We start from the raw sequence: 20,060 nt of genomic DNA, 5'->3' as shown, positions 1-20,060 counted from the left end.
CATGCTGACTTGTTCAAATTTCAGTTGTGCTAGAGTTGTTAATTCTAACTCCTAAATTTCCAATTCCATAGAGCATACTACCTCTTAAGGCCTAAAAATTTTTTGCTATTGGCCTGTACTGTCTAGGATGAAATTCATAACACAAAACTTGCTGTCGTATTCAGGACGTATAATTTGACGCGTGAATACCTCTAAAAGTTGCGCCTCTTGAAGAATTTTTTTTATTTCCTATAAATGTGCGGAATTTTATGTCTGTCAGAAGGCTTGAGTAAGCTGTTCCATTACGATTAAATGAGATATGAATGAAGGTATAAACGATTGATCTTCAGTATTAGAATTGGAAATTGTAAAAGGTTATTACCACCCTTTAAAAACTAAAATAGGACGAGGCAGATTAATTATTCTGCTTCGCCCTATCGTGGTCGTATCTTACTTTGCGGTTAACTCTTTTAATAAAGCTTCCTCATTCGGATCTGCCTGAACCAGCTTCTCTTTCAGAGCGGGGTCGTTTTGACCCAGTTTCTCCAACGAAGCCAGATAATAGCGAATTGCAGAGCGAGAAGTAGCCGCGGCTGCAACGACCTCTTCCATTTCATTTTGCGGTACGAGAGCATCTCCCAAGGTCGGCTTCAACATTTCTACAGCTTCAGCGTAACGCCCCGAATAATAGTCGATTTGAGCCAATGCTTGTCTGCCCGTTGTTGTGATGTCGAAGGGGCGCCCCTGCAGCTGTTCTTTTGGCAGCAGCTTCAACTTCTCCTTGCGATCCAAAATTTCCTTGTAAAGCAGTGCTGCTTGATTCCATTGATCTTGGAAGGTTCCGGTTTGGGAGTTCTTCTCCTGTAAGCCGAGATCCGCATACTGCTTTATTCCCATTTCATAAAACCTAATGTCCCAAGGGAACTTAGTCAGTCCGTCATTGACAATTTTAATTGCTTCAGGGATATTATTGCCCAACAATTGGTTTTTGTACTTTTCCTGGATCAGCTGACGGTCGTAAGGATCATGACTCGCTGCTTTTTGAAGGACAGCGTTAGACTGTGCTAAATAATCGCCATTTTGAGTCTGTTTGTAGACCTGTGTAAGCCAATCCGCTTTTACCAAATAGTATTGGGTATTAGACGGAGAAAGTGAAATCGCCTTATCTAATACAGGGAAAATCTGGTCAATCGTCGCTTGCTGCTGAGCCATTGTCCGTGCTTTATCGAACTGGATATAAGAAGCATAGAATCGGTAAGCAAAAATGCCGGTCACGATAATAACAAGAGACAGAACCGCCGGATAAATATGTTTCAGCTTCTGGTTTTTCAGGGTAAACTTCGGTAGCTCCAGTTCTTTATCATAAAAACCAACCATGCTTCCGAGACAGAAGAAGACGATGGCAGCAATTGAGATATAGCTCATGTCAAAGTCGAATAAGCTATGAAGCAGTATAGATACTGTGAATATAAAGTAGATTAACTGGTTTCCGCGTTTTTCTGGATGGCGGATCCAGCTGCGTACAAACAGCCAGTACGCCAGAACGAAGAATCCAAGATGCAGCAGAAGTCCGATCCAACCGGTCTCAACAAGCACTTGCATTAGATAGCTATGGGTTTGGTTACTTGTATAAGGGTTTGTCTGATACTTCTGGTACAAGGCTTGCCAACCGCCGCCGCCCGTTCCGAATAGAGGGTAGTCGGCAACAATTTTCAATCCATTTTCGTAAAAAGTACCGCGTTCAAGCACGCTGTGCTGCTTAAAGCTGATATTTTCCAGTCGGTCGCTCAGATTTGTAGGCAGCAAATCACGTACGGCTGAACTCGAAAGAATAAGGACGGCACCTAGCACGGTTAAAACAATCATGGATACGGGCGCAGCCAGATAGGAAATTTTTCGTTTGGAGAAACGTTCCAACTTCGTTTCAAGCCATGGCTCAATCCAACGATGGAGAGCGAGAATCAGCAGCAAACTGACCACTGAAGCTCCGATCAGAACACCCCATCCGGTAAGAGCCTCAGAACTGAACAGAGGCATGAGCTTTTCCGGCGGGATCTGGGATCCGTTATCGTTAAAGCGCAGCACCTTTTGAGCAATTGAGAATGCTTTGGATTCAATCGTTCCGAGCACCGCAAAGGAAATGGCGACAGTAATAAACAAATGAAAAACGTACATAAGCTGTTTGGATACTTTAAGGAACGGCATCGTCAGCAGCACTGCAAGCGGAATAACTACCAGGGCTGCACGGGAGTAAGTCAGCATGAACGAAACGAATACAGGAACGAGCATAAACGCATGGATTCCGATCCAAATGCGTTTTTTGGCATGTGTCGTGTAGTAAGCTGCCGCAAGCAAAATGGCGATCAGCAAGGCGGCGTACGTATTTGGATATTGGAAAACAGAAGTCATCCGATACGTTTCAAGCTGGAACCAAAGTGCGTCCGGATACCAGTACTGACCGAATAAATTAAGGATTCCAAACCAGACCAGAACATAGCTGGTTAAAATGAGAATTGATTCCAGCGCAACTCTCGTATAACGATTGTCGTTATAATAGAGACCGAACACAAAAAATGCGGCTAACAAACAGCTAACCATTGTCATAATATTGGCTGTATTGTCGGAAGCGGCGCCGATGGAAGAAATCGCAAAGCTGAGAGGGAGCAGCCAAACGGCGATGGAGAGAATCGCTTTCCAGCTGTTCGTGTTCCATACCTTAAATAGATGGACGCACATCAGAAGGACAAAAACGAGGGAATAGATCGAGGCTCCGATCAATTTCTTTTCGAAATTGAAGTCGTATCCGTTGAAAAGCCCGGCCTTGAAGGTGTACACCAGGAAGAAAATAGCAGCCATGAGAATAGCTGACCATTTTAATAGGGAAACGTCAGAATCTTCCTTTTTGATGTACTTCGGTGGTGAAGGTTGTCGATTCATGGTAAACTCCTTTTTAGTGGGTTCAGCAGCTATTAATTTTCTTACATATTTTAATACGAACGACTTAAATGTGCAAAAGAATGTCGTTAAAGGGGATCACAATGTGTTTGTTATGAAGAAGTTGAAGTTTCTTGTTTTGTTTCTGACAAGCCTGATCTTAATAAACTCGTTATTGCATTTTGTTTCTTCTCCTGAAGGCTTATATAGACTACAATTTGAAGCAAAAAACAAACAGGACTCCTATATTCAAGTTTATTACGGTGATAGTGATCAGTTTAGTGAAATGCAATCCTTTAAAGTTAAACTGGGTCAAAACGATTCTGTTAATGGGACAGTGTCGGGGCAGTTTTTAAGAATTGATTTAGGAGATAATCAAGGTGTGTGGCAACTAGGAAACATGATAGTATCAACTCGTTTTAAGTCTTATGGAATTGGATTGGAAGATACCGGTATAAAAAAGGTTAATAATATTAGTTCGATTAAATCAAAAAATAGAAATATAGAGATTATTGCTGATAAACATGATCCTAATTTTGAGATTGTGATTCCGGATAATGTTTATGCGGAAATGAAAAAGGATTTTAAGAATGAACTTTTTTTGAGCAATATTCTTATTTCAATTATTCCTGGGATAATCGTAGCGCTTGTCATTCAAAGAAGAACGTTAATACTATATTGGATTAGAGAGTTCTATGCACAGAGACACTTGATTAGAAATCTATCCCAAAATGATTTCAAAACCAAGTACTCGGGTTCCTACCTTGGTATTTTTTGGGCATTTGTTCAACCTGTAGCGACGGTTCTGATTTACTGGTTTGTCTTTCAAATTGGATTCAGGTCAGGGCCAGTTCAGGATGCTCCATACATTCTGTGGTTAATTGCAGGGTTGGTTCCCTGGTTTTTCTTTTCAGATGCAGTTACTAATGGAACGTATAGTCTGCTTGAATATAATTATTTAGTTAAAAAGATTGTCTTTAACATTAACATTTTGCCTGTCGTTAAATTAGTTTCAAGTTTATATGTCCATATATTCTTTATACTTTTGAGCTTTATTGTTTTTGGATTGTATGGTTATTATCCTGATTTATATTACATTCAAATTTTATATTATTCTATTTGTATGATTGTGCTTGCATATGCACTATCCTTGTTGACCTCTTCATTAATACTATTTTTGAAGGATATAGGGCAATTCATTAGTATTGTGTTGCAATTTGGGATGTGGCTAACACCGATCTTATGGAATATTAGTATGATGCCGCAAAGGCTTCATTGGTTGATGAAGCTGAATCCAATGTTTTACGTAGTTGAAGGGTATAGGGATGCTTTAATTGGACATGTCTGGATGGTGGAGCGTTATAATCAAACAATCTATTTTTGGACGTTTACAATAGCTGTACTTTGGCTTGGAACTTTTATTTTTAAACGATTGAGACCCCATTTTGCCGATGTTCTTTAATGTTTGGAGGTAATAGCTTGGCAACTCTTATTAGTGCGAGAAATATACACAAAACATATAAGCTCTATGCAAAACCGGTTGATCGTCTGAAAGAGGCCACGAGCCTGAAGCGTAAGAAGTATAGTCGCGAATTTAATGCTCTCAGCAATGTTAGCATTGAAATAGGTAAGGGTGAAATTGTTGGCATTATCGGAAAGAACGGATCGGGGAAGTCTACACTTTTAAAAATAATTACAGGTGTGGTTTCTCCAACCTCAGGCAGTATTGAAGTTAATGGGAAAATCTCTGCTCTCTTAGAGTTGGGAGCAGGATTCAATTTGGAATATACTGGTATGGAAAATATTTATTTGAATGGCATGATGTTAGGGTTCTCTAAAGAGGAAATGAGTGAGAAGATAGAAGGAATATTGGCTTTTGCAGATATCGGAGAGTTTATCCATCAACCTGTAAAAGCTTATTCAAGCGGTATGTTTGCTAGGCTGGCTTTTTCTGTAGCTATAAACGTCGATCCGGATATCTTGATTGTGGATGAAGCTCTCGCAGTGGGGGACTTGAAATTTCAAATTAAATGTATGGAAAAGTTTAATGAACTTCGTTCTAGAGGGAAGACAATTCTATTTGTTTCACACGATATAAATAGCATTAAGAGATATTGCCATAGAGCCATATGGATAAACGAAGGTTTAGTTGTTGCTCAAGGACATACTGAAACCATTTGTGATCGTTATACAGATTACCTCAAATACGGCACCCTAGAGGTTGTTTTAAATGAAGAAAAGGCTACTGAGCCAGTCGAACGTGTTTTGACTGAGGATACGATTGGTTATATTGAATCTTTTGTTATCAAAAATGCTGCAGGTGAAGAAGTAGATGAAATCTCCTATGGAGAATGCCTGAACGTTGAAGTTGAATTTGTTATGAATAAGAATAATCTACATTCCATTGTAGTAGGAATTGCAATTCACACAATCGACAATATATATGTAAGTGGCTTGAATACATTATTAGATCAGCATGAAATTAAATATGAGCTCGGGTCAAATAGAGTTAGATTGATTTATAATAAAATTATTTTGTTAGGTGGCTCCTATACATTTGATGTGGCACTATTTGAAGCTAACGCCCATGTACCAATTGATTATAAAGCTAAGGTAAAGTCCTTTTTTGTCAAATCGCCATATGTCGCTGAAGGATTAATTGCTATGGAACATCATTGGGAGTAGAAGGGAGACAAGCGAATGAAATATGATTTTGATTTGGATTTATCGACGGCTAATTCACTTTCTATTCTTGCCAGCCGTATTAAGGCGGGAAGTACTGTGTTAGAGTTTGGTCCGGCCACAGGTCGATTCACCAAACATCTTAAACAAAACTTGGGATGTAAAGTCTATATAGTTGAAATAGATCCAGATTCTGCTGCACATGCTTCTTTGTATGCAGAAGAAACGCTTGTTGGAAATATAGAAGAGAATGAATGGTTGACTCGATTTTCCAATATATCGTTTGATCATATTATATTTGCAGACGTACTTGAACACCTTATTGATCCTACACAAGTGCTTGTAAATTGCAAAAATATCCTCAAGATGGATGGGACAGTTCTGATCTCGGTACCACATATAGGTCATAACAGTATCTTGATTAATTTGTTCAATAATAAATTTGAATATCAAAAGATTGGTCTATTAGACGAAACACATCTGAAATTCTTTACAAAAGGAAATCTCGAAAAAATGATCGAGGAATCGGGATATACGAGCATATTTAAAGATGCTGTCTATAAAAATCTGGAGGAAACAGAATTTAACGTTTTCTTCGATCAGTTACCTAAATCACTTCAATATGAATTTAAAAATAGAGAATATGGAAATGTTTATCAATTTGTTTATGAAATTCAAAGTGGAGAATCGAGCTTATTGGGGGAAGAGGACTATATCAAGCGGCAATCAGATATTTATTTTTCCCAATTATATTATGATCTCGGAGAAGGTTTCTCGGAAGAGCTAAGTACTAAGAAGCCGATATCTATTAAAGAGAAAACTATCCGGATGCAAGCTAATGATGATTTTAAATCACCTCTTAAGCGGATAAGATTCGATTTTATTAATACAAATGCGATTCTTTATATACGAAAAGTATATGCTGTTGGGCCGAATTTGACGATTTTTCCGCTAGTATGGAGTGAATCAAACCATCATTTTGAAAAAAATGATTTTTTTATTTTCCGAACTGAAGATCCGCAACTCATTTTCGAAGAGATTCCAGAAAATCAATTATCTGAAATTGTTATGGAAGTGGAATTTATTCAAGTCGATTTATATATTCAAGATTTAATATATCAAACTATAATTGATCAAACATCCCTTATCCAGAGGCAAATAAAAGAACTTGATGTAGTAAATACACAATTGAACTTAAGTCTTACTGAAATAGAGGGTTTAAAAGGTCGTCTTAATGAACTACAGAATCTGAATAATCATTTGAAGGCATCTCACGATGAGGAAAAGTCTAAAAATGCTCGAAATACTAATCAGATCAATGAAATGGCACGAAAAATGACAATTTTAGATAGTGAGAATGAAGCTTTACGAAGGTATTTGGATCAACTGCTTTTTATGTCCCCATATAAACATCCGATACAATTCCTTAAATTGAGGAAGGAATATCGTTCAGACTGGAGAGAATTAAGTAATGATTAGTCAGATGATTTCCGAACTTAATCAAATTTTAGCCCGAAACAAACCTAAAAATCTTTTTGGAAGAAGTAACCGAGGAGTGCAGGTAACTAGTGTTTCAAACATAAAGGGAAAAGATGGGGAATCATTCCTTGTTGAAAATGCTAATGAAATGACAACTGTGCTTTTGAAGCTTGAAGGTTGGTTCAGGCATTTTAAAATTGTCTATCGGTTTGAAAGCATAGATGCAGGAGCTGCTGTTAGCATTGAAAACTCTGAGGGGCAAGTATTTAATATTGGCCAAACGGGAACTACTACGGTCGTTTATTATTGTCGGTTTGAGAAAAAAACTGACAACATACTGTTCCATTTAAAGAATACTCCTTTTTTTTCTTTAGGCCAACTAGAGATTTTGAGTATTACAGAGTCAGAATATAAGCTAAAAAAAGCTGAACAGTATTCCAAAAAGGTGAGATTGTTAGTCAAGCAGCAGCCACACCTGAAACAAAGATTCTTTGAAGAATTAAAGGAGAATGGCTTAAAAGAAGCCGTTAGGCTTTTTAAAAATAAAGCCAAGTCGAGCGATCTAAGCAAAGTAAATATAATTACAACCACCTCCGAACAAAAACTGGGAACAAAAGTGATAAAAAATGGAATCTTAGTTGTTTCTCATGATGCTCAACGCGCAGGAGCTGCAATTCTCGCCTTAAATATTTGCAAAACCCTGAAATATGAATATAAAAAGCAAGTATATATTCTATTGATGCAAGGTGGGCCTAACGAAAAGGAATTCGAAAAGTACGGAACAGTTTATAATCTTAACCAATCAACTTTATCTTACTTAGAAAACGAGAGTTCAGTTAAATTGCTTTTAGAGGGTTTTGTCGAACAAGGCATAAAACACTGCATTGCAAATACTGTTGTAACTGGAATTTTGAGTGAGGGACTTTATAGAGCCGGGATTAAAACAGTTAATTTGGTGCATGAACTGCCTACCTCTATTAAAACATACAACTTTTCAGAAGGTGCCAAAAAAACTAGTGCATACTCAAGTCATGTTGTCTTCCCCAACCAATTTGTTAAAACCGAATTCAAGGTGTTGTTTGAGATTGATGAAGAGAAGATTGTCATTCAACCTCAAGGCGCTTATGCGAGAAATCATCTTTCCTTATCCAAAGATGATGCACGCAAGAAGATTTGCTCGGAACTTAAAATTTCTTCTGATAGTAAATTGGTTATTAATTGTGGATATGCCGATATGAGGAAAGGTATTGATTTGTTTTTTGAAGTAGCTAAATTGTTAATAAAAGATAACTCGCTTGATAACATTCATTTTCTTTGGATCGGAAATATGGAACAAGTCCTAAAACTTTGGCTAGAGCATGATGCCAAGAAGCTTGGATTAGATAAAAACTTTCATTTTATTGGTTTTACCGATAACCCTCAATTATACTTCCAGGCCGCTGATTTGTTTCTTCTCACCTCAAGGGAGGATCCCTTTCCAACGGTTGTGCTCGAAGCTTTGGACAGCCGAACGCCGGTTATTGCTTTTAAGGAAGCGGGTGGTATACCAGAGTTGCTTGAAGAAATTGGTGGAGTGAGTGTGGATTATGGAAGTACCCATCAGATGGCCTCTGCTGCTAGAAGGATTCTTTTCCAAGAAGATGTTAATTTAGCCGTATTAAACAAGGGGAAGGCAATTATTGACGAAAAGTATAATCATGAAAATTATGTGGCTAAGCTGCTGTCTATTTTGGAGCAAAGGGATATTGAACTTATCCGTAAAAAACGCCTCGTCACTGCTTGCAAGGTGTCTGTAGTTATACCGAATTATAATTACGAGGATTTCTTAGAGGAGCGAATCTACTCTATAACTAGTCAAACCATACAGCCTTATGAAATCATTTTTCTTGATGATTGCTCAAAAGACAACAGTGTAAACAAGGCTCGCTCACTTCTCGAGGTTAGCGGAATACCTTTTAAAATTATTGAAAACGAAACAAACAACGGCTGTTTCCGGCAGTGGATCAAGGGAATTCAGGAAGCAACAGGTGATTTAATATGGATTGCGGAAGCTGATGATGTTTGCGAACTGAATCTAATCGAAAGCCTTATCCCTGCATTTGATGATCATGAAGTCAGTCTTTCTTATTCCCAGTCACAGATTATAAATGAGTATTCCGAGCGAGTTCCTTTTTCTTATACTGATTACACTAATGATTTGTCGAGGGAAAAGTGGTTATCAGAGTATGTGCTTTCTGGTCAGGAAGAGGTTGTTCAGGGGCTAGCTATAAAAAACACAATTCCGAACGCAAGTGCGGTTATTATGAGGAAATCAGCCTTAATATCAATCGAAAAGGAATTATCTCGGTTTGATATTTGTGGGGATTGGCTTACTTATCTATTTGTAATTAAGGACGGTAAAATTGCGTTCCAACCCCAGATTCTAAATTATCATCGCAGACATTCAAAAAGTATCATCAGTGTTCAAGAACAATCCGTAAAGCTATATCAAGAACTTATTGAGGTCAAGAAATTTATTCTGACCACCTTTGAACTGCCTGCTTCTATACAAGAAAGGTTTATTCAACATATCAAATTAGAATATAAACGCCTTGGATGCAAAGAGACGGATTCAGATAACCTGGAAGAAAACACCACCTTGGCCCCAGCATTTAATGATTTGAAAGAGATTTATAACAATTGTCTCTTGGAACACAATTATTTGCGCTCTCGCCAAAAAATTCTACTTGTTTCTCCTGATTTTGAAATCGGTGGCGGTCAAATGTTGATTATGCGACTTGCTAATTTCTTTGCTGCCTTCCATGATGTTTATGTATGCAATGCTCGTCCGGGTCTACAACAAGATCAGTTTATTTCGATGCTCTCTTCTTCAATTACGATTACTCCATCTTTCAAAACGGCTGATGATATGGCTGCTTATATTAGAGTAGAAGGAATAAGTATTGTCAACTCTCATATTTGGTGGTCGGATAAACTGAGCTTCCTGGCCGTAAAAGAAAACCCAGATGTCAAGTGGGTTATCTCTATGCATGGTTGTTATGAAGCCATCATTGAGCAACCTTCAATTGATAGAGATTTTGGGAAAATGGTAGAGAAAATGTTTCAAAGAGCTGACCATATCATATATGCCACGGATAAGAATAAACAGATATTTAACCGAGTGTCGGTGCCCGAGGAAAAACGAAGTAAAATATATTACGGGTACAAGCTCCAAAATATTCAGCTTAAACAGAGAGCTTTTTTGGGCATAAACGATGATGCATTAATTTATGGACTGGTATCTAGGGGGATTAAAGAAAAGGGCTGGGAAGAGAGTATTCTGTCCATTATCAAACTGCAAGAGGAGAAGCTAAACGCTCACCTAGTTCTTGTAGGGGCAAGTGAGTTTGTAGATGAATTAAAGCTCAAATATTCTAAGTATCCCTACATCCATTTTATTCCTACTATTACAGAGCCATCTGGATGGATAGGATGGGTGAAAATGTTTGATGTCGGTTTACTCCCGTCTTATTTCGTCTCTGAAAGCTTGCCGAATACGGTTATTGAATATTTAGCATATGGAAAACCGGTAATTTCAACTAACATTGGAGACATTAAATATATGATTACAGCTCCGACAGGAGATGCGGGTCTACTTTTAGAGTTGGATGAGAATAGAAAGCTAGATTGGAATGTCCTGTATGAAGCGATGCGATCCATTTATCTTAACAGTGAGCTTAGGGAACGATTGACGCGGAATGTTCCGAGCTTGTTTGAGCAATTTCAGATGGAAACTTTTGCGTCGAACTATTTCTCCCTATATACCGAGAACACAAGACAGGGAGTTGCATTATGACGGCATGTTTACTTCTAGGTGGTGCCGGCTTTATCGGGTCTAATCTGGCTGAGCTGTTACATGAACAAGGACATCAAGTGTCCATTTATGATCGTAATGTCGAGGAGAAAGTCGAATCATCATCTTATGATCTGATTGAAGGGAATTTTTTTGAGGAGCAGGAGCTTGAGAGGATCATAGAAAATCACGATGTCGTCATTCATCTCATCAGTAGTATTGCCCCGGCCAGTTCGATGGATAACCCTAGGCTAGGTTATGAAAAAGATGTAATAAAAGCCCTTGAGCTTCTTGAGATCTGCCGAAGCCAATCTAAAAAAATCATTTTTATATCATCGGGTGGAACAGTTTACGGAAGGCAAGATGCCTCACCGATCCGAGTAGAGGCCTCAACTTATCCTGTAAACCATTATGGAATCACAAAGCTTGCGATAGAAAAAATAATGCTCATGTATAATGACCTCTACCAGATGGAAAATATCATTCTAAGAGTAGCAAATCCTTATGGGAGAGGTCAGATTCCTAACAAACGTATCGGAGCTATCTCTGTTTTTATCGACCATATATTGACCGGAAAAACAATTTCTATTTATGGAGATGGCTCAACGGTCAGGGATTATATTGAAATTACAGATGTTTGCCAAGCCATAGCACTCGCTGTTAATTACCGGGTACGGTCAGAAGTAATTCCAGTATTTAATGTAGGGACGGGAACAGGCATAAGTATTAAAGATATCATTCGTAAAATAGAAGAGGAAACCTATGTTGAAGCACAGACTCAGTATTTAGAAAGCCGTTCGTTTGATGTCGATTATAATGTACTTGATATATCCCAAACGGTTCTAGAGCTTGGTTTTAAGCCGAGTATCGAGATTAACCGAGGCATTCAGCAGTGTGTATGGGAGTTTACTTCAAGGATAGAACGCTTATGAGCGTTACAATTGTAATTCCTAATTTCAACGGAGAGCAGTATATTGAGACTTGTTTGGACTCTTTAAATCAACAAATATATAAAGATTTTGACGTTATTTTTGTTGATAACGGCTCTTCGGATTGTAGTTTGACATTAATAAGGAAGAAATACAGCGAAGTTAAGATAGTAGAGCTTGATAAGAATCTAGGTTTTAGTGCGGCCGTAAATCTGGGAATTAAACTATCTCGAAGTAAATATGTGGTACTTCTTAACACGGATACAAAGGCTCTCGATAACTGGCTTGAAGAATTAGTAGGGGAAATGGAGCGGCAACCAGATGCTTTTTCCTGCTCGAGCAAAATGCTTCAATATAACCATCCTGACTTGATAGATGATGCCGGTGACGAGTTCACAGCCTTTGGATTTGCCTATCAAGCGGGACACGGAAAGTCATCAAACCTTTATACTGAGTGCAGGAAAGTTTTCAGTGCTTGTGCTGGGGCGGCAATTTACAGGAGAGAGTTTTTTGATGAAATTGGTTACTTTGATGAGCGCTTTTTTGCTTATATGGAAGATGTCGATTTAGGGTTTAGAGCACGAGTTCTTGGATATGAGAACATCTATTGTCCGACAGCTATAATCTATCATATCGGAAGTGCCACCAGCGGTGGAGGAATTAACAGTTTTAAACTAAGGCTCACTGGAAGAAACACCATTTTTCTGCTGAAGAAGAACATGCCATTACTATTAATTGCGTTAAATATCCCTTTTCTTCTTACGGGGATCTTGTTGCGGCTTTTATTGCTCCGAGATAAGCCTCGAAGAAAAGCATACTGGGAAGGAATTCTACTGGGTTGGAGGGAACGGCGTTCGTTTGAAAGAGTGAAGGGGGGGGCAATGCTCTCTCGAGAATGGTTTCAAATAGAATGGAGACTTATTAGAAGCAGTTGGATGTATATTCGAAATAAATTAATTCTATCAAGGAGGATTTAAAATGAAAGGCATTATTTTGGCAGGTGGGACGGGTTCCCGGCTTTATCCATTGACTAAAGTTACTAACAAACATCTTCTCCCTGTTGGAAAATATCCTATGATTTATCATTCTATTGCTAAGCTTAAGCAAGCCGATATTACTGATATCCTCATTGTGACTGGTAAAGAGCATATGGGGGATGTTGTCAACTTGCTCGGGAGCGGACATGAGTGTGGTGTATCGTTGACATATAAAGTCCAGGACCAAGCGGGGGGAATTGCTCAGGCCCTGGGATTGGCTGAGCAATTTGTAGGAGAGGATCAAATGGTTGTCATTCTGGGGGATAATGTTTTTTCAGACTCTATTCAGTCATATGTCAATAACTTTAAAAGTCAAGGAGTAGGGGCTAAAATTCTTCTTCAAGAGGTTCATGATCCACAACGTTACGGAGTTCCTGAACTGGACAATAATTTAATTGTTTCAATTGAGGAGAAGCCGCAAGCACCGAAGAGCAATTATGCTGTTACGGGAATCTACATGTATGACCGCAATGTATTTAATATCGTAAGGACTTTAAAGCCATCGGGGCGTGGAGAGCTTGAAATAACAGATGTAAACAATGCCTATATCTCTCTGAAAAATCTAACATATGATATCTTGGAGGGCTGGTGGACTGACGCAGGTACTCATGCTTCATTAACTCACGCTAATGAACTTGCTAAGGATATTCTTCTGGGAGAAGAATTTGGTAAGTTGAAATTATAAAATTAATTTAAAAGGCAGGTGCAATCATGAAGGTCCATGAAACAAAACTGCCAGGTTTGAAATTGATTGAACCAGTTGTTCATCGTGATCTCCGCGGTTTTTTTGTAGAAAGTTATAACTGTAATCGTTATCGAGAGAACGGAATTCAGGAGCAATTCATTCAGGATAACCATTCGTTATCGATAGAGGCCGGCGTAATTAGGGGAATGCATTATCAGCTTGAACCGAAAGCGCAGAGCAAGCTTGTTCGTTGTACAGCAGGAGCAATTTATGATGTGGTCGTAGATATTCGTAAAGGCTCACATACCTTTGGTCAGTGGCAGGGTTTCATTTTAAGTTCATCGAATCACCATCAACTATTGGTACCATCTGGATTTGCACATGGGTTTTGTACGCTTGTTCCAAACTGTGAGGTCCAGTATAAAGTTGATCAGCTGTATTCTGCTGAACATGATAGGGGTATTTCCTGGAAAGATCCTGCATTAGCGATTGATTGGCCAGTGATCAATCCAATCCTATCTGATAAAGATCAGTATCATCCTAATTTGGCGGATGCTGAAATTAACTTTTAAGTATCGAGAATCTGAGATAGGGCTGTCCTTCTTTTTAGTATTCAGGATGCACTGATTCTCTAAATATCTGATACTACTCCTAAAGCAGAAGGGTGCGTAGATTTTGTGAAGTTGCTCGTAACCGGTGGTGCCGGGTTTATTGGAAGTAATTTTGTGCTTTATATGGTTGAGAACTACCCAAAATATGAAATTATTAATGTCGATGTCCTCACGTACGCAGGCAATCTGGAGAATCTCATGTCGGTAGAGAATCATCCCAATTACCGCTTTATCAAGGCGGATATTACCAATCGTGCAGAACTGGAGCCTCTGTTCAAAGAGGGAATTGACGTTATAGCCAACTTTGCTGCGGAATCGCATGTAGACCGCAGTATTCTGGAACCAGATGTATTCGTTAAGACAAACGTACTTGGCACACAGACTCTACTAGAGTTGTCTAAACAATACAATATTAAGAAGTTTGTACAAGTTTCGACCGATGAGGTATACGGAACCCTTGGCGAGACAGGCTTATTCACGGAACAAACTCCACTTGCAGCGAACAGCCCTTATTCGGCCAGTAAGGCCGGTGCGGATTTGCTCGTCCGGGCTTATCATGAAACCTTTGATCTGTCGGTAAATATTACCCGTTGCTCCAACAATTATGGTCCATATCAGTTCCCTGAGAAGCTGATTCCACTCATGATCCAGAATGCGCTTCAAAATAAGCCGCTTCCAGTCTATGGTGATGGTCTTAATGTACGGGATTGGTTATATGTTGAAGATCATTGTAGTGCGATTGATCTAGTCATTCATAAAGGTGTGAACGGTGAAGTCTATAACGTAGGCGGACGTAATGAGCGTAACAATATTCAGGTGGTTAAAACAATTTTGGAGGAGCTGGGCAAGCCAGAATCGCTCATTCAGTTCGTCAAAGATCGTCTCGGACATGATCGCCGATATGCTATCGATGCCGATAAAATCCGCAATGAGCTTGGCTGGACGCCAAAACATGATTACGAATCCGGCATCCGCGCGACCATTCGCTGGTACTTGGATAACGAAGAGTGGATGAAAGGCGTGCAAAGCGGAGCATATAAACAGTATTTTGAAACTCAATATGGAGACCGCCTTAAAGAGGCGGAAAGTGCAGAATGAACGGTTTTAATGCACAAGGAATCATAAGTACGGTGAATATGAAAGTTCTTGTCACGGGAGCAAACGGCCAATTAGGTCGGGAACTTACTTTATGGGAAACAGTTGAGGGTATTGAGATTGTCGGTATGGGAAGGAAAGAATTGGACATAACGTCATTAGAGCAGTGTAGAGAGGCTTTTGCAATGGTAGGGCCTGATGTCATTATTAATTGTGCGGCATATACGTCCGTGGATCAAGCCGAATCTGCTGTGGAAGAAGCGTATCAGATAAACGCTTCGGGAGCCAGAAATGTAGCAATCGCTGCTAGAGAAATCGGAGCTAAGCTGATTCATGTGAGCACAGATTATGTTTTTGACGGTAAAGGCAGTAAGCCATATCAGGAGTATGATGCGACAAATCCACAGACTGTATATGGAAAATCCAAGTTGGTTGGCGAGCATCTGGTACAATCACTGCATGATCGTTGGTTTATCGTTCGCACTTCCTGGGTATATGGAGCTTACGGAGTTAACTTTGTAAGCACAATGCTGAAGCTTGGAGCTGAGCGCGATAGCCTTAGTGTTGTTGATGATCAGGTTGGATCTCCTACATTTACGAAGGATCTTGCGGCGTTTCTCTTGGAGCTTGCTGAGACGGAAGCATACGGTATCTATCATGCCTCTAGCAGGGGGAGTTGTACTTGGTATGATTTTGCTAAAGCAATATTTCAAGAGGTAGGGATGTCGGTCAAGGTAAATCCCTGTACAACGGAGGAATTTCCACGTGCTGCCGCAAGACCAGCTTATTCAGTGCTGGATCACAGTGCGATTCGGGTGAACGAGTTTAATGATTTTCCTAGTTGGAATGATGCTTTGAAGAAGTTCTTTAAAAAAGGAGATTAAAATGATGTTATTCAGCAAATAGGCCTCATCACTGTGCTGATAACTGACTAGTATTGACCTCATAAAAGCACCTTCAAGAGAGTAAATTTAGAAATAGCCTCTTGAAGGTGTCCATGTCTCTACTAAAGGAATAAATAATCTCTTGCTAGTTTACAGCAAATTAATTTAATTGTAACAACTAAGCCGAGGTGGAAACAATTGATTCCGGAGGACTAGGTCCTGTTTCTCATTAAGAAAAAAACTGATGTGACGGCATTTAGTATTCTTGTACCTGTAAATTGCAAATCTGAATCCGATGAAAGGAGGATAATTCAAATCTGATGCAGTCAATACTGTCTTTTCTGAATTCTATAAGATTAAGCTTCATATGGGGGATTTACGGGTTTGTTCTCACCTGAAAATCTCCACTTTCTTATGATATAATCAGATAGTAAAGAAAGAGAGAATAATATAGTGAAATACAAGAAATACTGTACATATGTATTGAATGAATATTTCTCGCTGATTAGAAACTTGAAAAAATAACCAACGGGAAGGTTTAAAAAGAATAATTGCATAGACAAAGCGCCGATTCTTTTGAAAATGAATAAAGAAAGAATTTTTCGCGCGGTTAAAAAATTGTTTAAAAAAATAATTATTAATGGCAGAACGACTAAATCTGTTATTATAATGAAATCCAATGTACTTGTATATTCATTTTGATAAAATATTTTAATAGATAGAAATAACAATATAAGGGTTCCAAACATAGCTAATTTTCGGCTCTTTAGTTCATACTTTTGTGCAATTAAACTAAACATACATCCTGCAAAAAAGCCAGTCAATCCTCTTAACATATATCCATTTAAAATAGGATAGTTCCAACTATTTTTTAATGCTATTATTCCAATTAAAACTATCCCACAGTATAATCCAAAAGCCTGTTCCTCATCTTTATATTTGCAGATATAGAAAAATATGCAATAAGATAATAATAAGGGAGCTAGAAACCACGTACCCCCACCAGCTATATCAATACGAAAATCCCCAGTACCTAGGAAAAATCCGCTTTGAAGAAATGATAGATTGTAAAATATTTGATATGCACTGATGTATCCACCTTTTATAATAATATACAAAGAACATAAAGTGATATTAATAATTAAATATGGATATACAAGTTTAGTTCTTTTTCTGAAGTAGTCAAAAAAATCAATGCTCTTAATCTTATTGGAATAATTATATAACATTAGATATCCTGAAAAGAAAAAAAACATTTCTACTGGAATATATCCAATTACAGAAATAACTTCAAATATTTTATTGATGAAGTATAAAGAACTATCAGGTACCCCAATTAGCCCAATTATATGGTAAAGGGCTATAATTATCGCGCCGATTCCTTTCAACGAGTCTATATATCCGATATTTTTCTTCATAGGTGTCCTTCCTGCTAATTCGTCTATTGTTGTATTTGGTTTTATATTGTTTTAAAAAATGTTGGATATATTATTATGATTAATGAGTTGTTTCTATATATGTACATCCACCTATAACAGATAAACGCCCACTATTTTAAGTCGGTGAGTTGCTACCAATGTTTAGATATTTATCGTAAGTATAGTTCTTTAGGTTGATTCTGTAAATACTATTGTATTTAGTAGCCAATTATTAAACTCTGAGACACGACACTGAAAATCGGTCCATTTTCCTCTTTACTATTAGATACCGATCCAAAATGGAGCCTATAAATGAAAATTAACAAATGATTTTTGAACCATATCTTAAGTTTCTTTATGGCAAAATGAAAGAGGCTGTTCTGGAAATGATAGCTAGATCATTTTCAGAACAGCCTCAATTGGAATTAGCTTACAGCCGTTTTATGTGCACCTACAATCTCCCTTAAATATATCATTGTTTGCTCCCGAAGTTCCGGGTGTTGAAGCGCATAATGAATGGTTGTTTGAACAAATCCAAACTTTTCACCGACATCATGACGCTGACCCTCAAAGTTACATGCATATATATTTTGTTCATTACCCAGCAGAGCGATTGCATCTGTCAATTGAATTTCTCCACCTATACCGGCTTCCTGTTTACCCAAAATTTCAAAAATTTCAGGAGTTAGTATGTAACGCCCCATAATAGCTAAGTTTGACGGAGCGTTTTCGCGTGCCGGCTTTTCAATAAAACCATTGGCTTGGAAAAGCTGTGGAGCAAGTTTTTTACCATCTATAATTCCATACCTTGAAACTTCATTCCAAGGGACCTCTTGAACCCCAACTACAGATGATTCATATTGATCATACACATCAATAAGTTGTTTTAAGCAAGGAGTATCGGACTCGACTATATCGTCGCCAAGAAGTACTGCAAAAGGCTCGTTCCCAATGAACTTGCGAGCACACCAAATAGCGTGGCCAAGCCCTTTCGGTTCCTTTTGCCGAATGTAATGAATGTCAGCGATGTTAGAAGGCTTAGTTACGGAATCAAGTAGATCCCACTTATTTTTTGAAGCCAAATGATGCTCTAGCTCAAATGAATAATCAAAATGATCCTCGATCGCTCGCTTGCCTTTACCTGTGACAATTATAATATCTTCTATACCTGAAGCGACTGCTTCTTCAATGATATATTGAATAGTAGGTTTGTCCACGATTGGAAGCATTTCTTTCGGCATTGCTTTAGTGGCCGGCAAAAAACGAGTTCCTAAACCGGCTGCGGGAATAATGGCTTTGCGAATAGTCATGTTTGCAGCCTACTTTCTATGAATTGACTTTTGAATTATACCACAATTTGCGCCATAAGCATGATTGGTGTGGTGGGGAATATAGTTTATTCCATCATTTACATTTAGTATCGAATCGACAAGCAGTACTACAATAAATCCCAACAATGTAGCTCATAAAGTGAGGGAAGTAGAGGTACTAATAATTAATTTTTTTGCTAAATCAGTTTTCTTACTGCATGTTTGCCAAAACAGTTCTAGCTTTATTTAATCGGCGAGTTCCCTGAGGACTTAGCTTACTCTACTCCCGCCGCCGATAACTCCCCGGCGAAACTCCATATTTTTCCCGAAATATCCGATGCAAATACGTATATGTCCCCAACCCCGACTCCTCCGCAATCTGCTCCAGCGTCAGCTGGCTGTTTTCCATCAAGCGGAGGGCAAGCGCCAGCCGGACCTGTTGAGCGTACTGCATAATGGAGCTGCCGGTTTCCTTTTTGAACAGGTGGACAGCGCGCGTTTTGCTGACGCCGACATGAGCAGCCGCATCCTCCAGCGTGAACACCTCGGTAGCATGAGCCTCCACAAAATGTTTAAGCTTGATTGCCGTTAACGCAGCTGCTCCTCCTTGGATTGGAGCTTCCAATATGGCCCGCTCCAGGGAGAGGCATAACGCCTGCAACAGCGCATCTAATATAACGGGCTTTCCGCCGTCAAGCCGCTTGCTCTCCAGCGACAGCTGCTCCCAGATGCCTAAAATTTTGCCGTCATCGGCGATCCGCACACGCTGCGGCCGCGACTGTCGCTGCCACCAGCTGCCCATCCACGCGCCTGAGGCCATCAGGAAGTAGTCCGAGCTCGCTCCTAAGCGTGTACCTGGCCCCGGCGCTTGAATGGAGATTTCATAAGCTTCTCCCGGCGAAAATAGCAATAGATCGCCCGGAACGACGGTGGTCATCCGGCCGTCCAGCAGTACGGATGCCTCGCCTTCGGTCTGCAGCCGAAACAAATACGTTTCCAGCCCGCCGCGCATTGATTGCTGAAATGGCTCCAAATGCCGGGAAAAGCCACAAAGGATGACATTAGCCGAATGACGGTAAACCGCCATTTCATCATCAAGCTGAGCGCGCGGCTCGGACGTGAACTGACGAGGCAGAAGCTCTTTTTCAGTAGTGGACATAGATTGGTTCCTCCTTACGGTTTATG

General features: G+C 39.2%; 14 protein-coding genes. 10 read left to right on the top strand and 4 right to left on the bottom strand.

What is annotated here, in order from left to right:
• Positions 1-429 precede the first annotated feature (429 nt).
• Positions 430-2,916: an O-antigen ligase family protein gene (locus M3223_RS09775; RefSeq protein ID WP_251561117.1), complete on the bottom strand. Its 2,487-nt coding sequence runs from the start codon at positions 2,914-2,916 to the stop codon at positions 430-432.
• Here M3223_RS09775 and M3223_RS09770 point away from each other — a divergent pair.
• The 10 genes from M3223_RS09770 (at position 2,915) to rfbD (ending at position 16,147) form a co-directional block, all read left to right on the top strand.
• Entirely contained in the window at positions 2,915-4,375 is a 1,461-nt protein-coding gene (locus tag M3223_RS09770) for an ABC transporter permease (RefSeq protein ID WP_251561116.1), read from the top strand. The two genes, M3223_RS09775 and M3223_RS09770, sit on opposite strands and share 2 nt — an antisense overlap.
• 17 nt (positions 4,376-4,392) lie before the next feature.
• Positions 4,393-5,598 carry an ABC transporter ATP-binding protein gene (locus tag M3223_RS09765; RefSeq protein WP_251561115.1) on the top strand — a complete coding sequence of 402 codons (1,206 nt, stop codon included), beginning with the start codon at positions 4,393-4,395 and terminating at the stop codon, positions 5,596-5,598.
• A gap of 15 nt (positions 5,599-5,613) precedes the next feature.
• A complete protein-coding gene (locus M3223_RS09760) occupies positions 5,614-7,074 on the top strand; it encodes a class I SAM-dependent methyltransferase (RefSeq protein WP_251561114.1) in 1,461 nt (486 codons plus the stop codon).
• Complete coding sequence (locus M3223_RS09755) at positions 7,067-10,909, top strand: glycosyltransferase (RefSeq protein ID WP_251561113.1); 3,843 nt, start codon at positions 7,067-7,069, stop codon at positions 10,907-10,909. The genes M3223_RS09760 and M3223_RS09755 overlap by 8 nt, the downstream gene beginning before the upstream one ends.
• Positions 10,906-11,838 (top strand): NAD-dependent epimerase/dehydratase family protein, encoded by a 933-nt coding sequence (locus M3223_RS09750; protein WP_251561112.1) that lies wholly within the window; start codon positions 10,906-10,908, stop codon positions 11,836-11,838. Before M3223_RS09755 ends, M3223_RS09750 begins: the two co-directional genes overlap by 4 nt.
• Positions 11,835-12,812: a glycosyltransferase family 2 protein gene (locus tag M3223_RS09745; protein ID WP_251561111.1), complete on the top strand. Its 978-nt coding sequence runs from the start codon at positions 11,835-11,837 to the stop codon at positions 12,810-12,812. The genes M3223_RS09750 and M3223_RS09745 overlap by 4 nt, the downstream gene beginning before the upstream one ends.
• Position 12,813: 1 nt before the next feature.
• Complete coding sequence (locus M3223_RS09740; RefSeq protein ID WP_251561110.1) at positions 12,814-13,557, top strand: sugar phosphate nucleotidyltransferase; 744 nt, start codon at positions 12,814-12,816, stop codon at positions 13,555-13,557.
• 26 nt (positions 13,558-13,583) lie between these two features.
• Entirely contained in the window at positions 13,584-14,129 is a 546-nt protein-coding gene (rfbC, locus tag M3223_RS09735) for a dTDP-4-dehydrorhamnose 3,5-epimerase (protein WP_251561109.1), read from the top strand.
• 105 nt (positions 14,130-14,234) lie between these two features.
• On the top strand, positions 14,235-15,266 hold the full coding sequence (gene rfbB, locus M3223_RS09730; RefSeq protein WP_251561108.1) for a dTDP-glucose 4,6-dehydratase: 1,032 nt from the start codon (positions 14,235-14,237) through the stop codon (positions 15,264-15,266).
• A 38-nt stretch (positions 15,267-15,304) separates the two neighbouring features.
• Positions 15,305-16,147 carry a dTDP-4-dehydrorhamnose reductase gene (rfbD, locus tag M3223_RS09725; RefSeq protein WP_251561412.1) on the top strand — a complete coding sequence of 281 codons (843 nt, stop codon included), beginning with the start codon at positions 15,305-15,307 and terminating at the stop codon, positions 16,145-16,147.
• A 356-nt stretch (positions 16,148-16,503) separates the two neighbouring features.
• Here the strand turns inward: rfbD and M3223_RS09720 are convergent, their stop codons facing one another.
• The 3 genes from M3223_RS09720 to M3223_RS09710 all read right to left on the bottom strand — a co-directional run bounded on the left by M3223_RS09720 (position 16,504) and on the right by M3223_RS09710 (position 20,034).
• A complete protein-coding gene (locus M3223_RS09720; protein WP_251561107.1) occupies positions 16,504-17,565 on the bottom strand; it encodes an acyltransferase family protein in 1,062 nt (353 codons plus the stop codon).
• 425 nt (positions 17,566-17,990) lie between these two features.
• The gene (gene galU / locus M3223_RS09715) at positions 17,991-18,875 is read right to left on the bottom strand and encodes a UTP--glucose-1-phosphate uridylyltransferase GalU (protein ID WP_251561106.1); all 885 of its coding nucleotides are present in this window, start codon (positions 18,873-18,875) and stop codon (positions 17,991-17,993) included.
• A 280-nt stretch (positions 18,876-19,155) separates the two neighbouring features.
• Complete coding sequence (locus tag M3223_RS09710) at positions 19,156-20,034, bottom strand: AraC family transcriptional regulator (protein ID WP_251561105.1); 879 nt, start codon at positions 20,032-20,034, stop codon at positions 19,156-19,158.
• Positions 20,035-20,060: the final 26 nt, after the last annotated feature.

Origin of the sequence: Paenibacillus pasadenensis, assembly GCF_023715725.1 — a bacterium.
In the GTDB taxonomy this organism is placed as follows: Bacteria; Bacillota; Bacilli; order Paenibacillales; family Paenibacillaceae; genus Paenibacillus_O; species Paenibacillus_O pasadenensis_A.
This window is presented reverse-complemented; position numbering and strand designations above follow the sequence as displayed.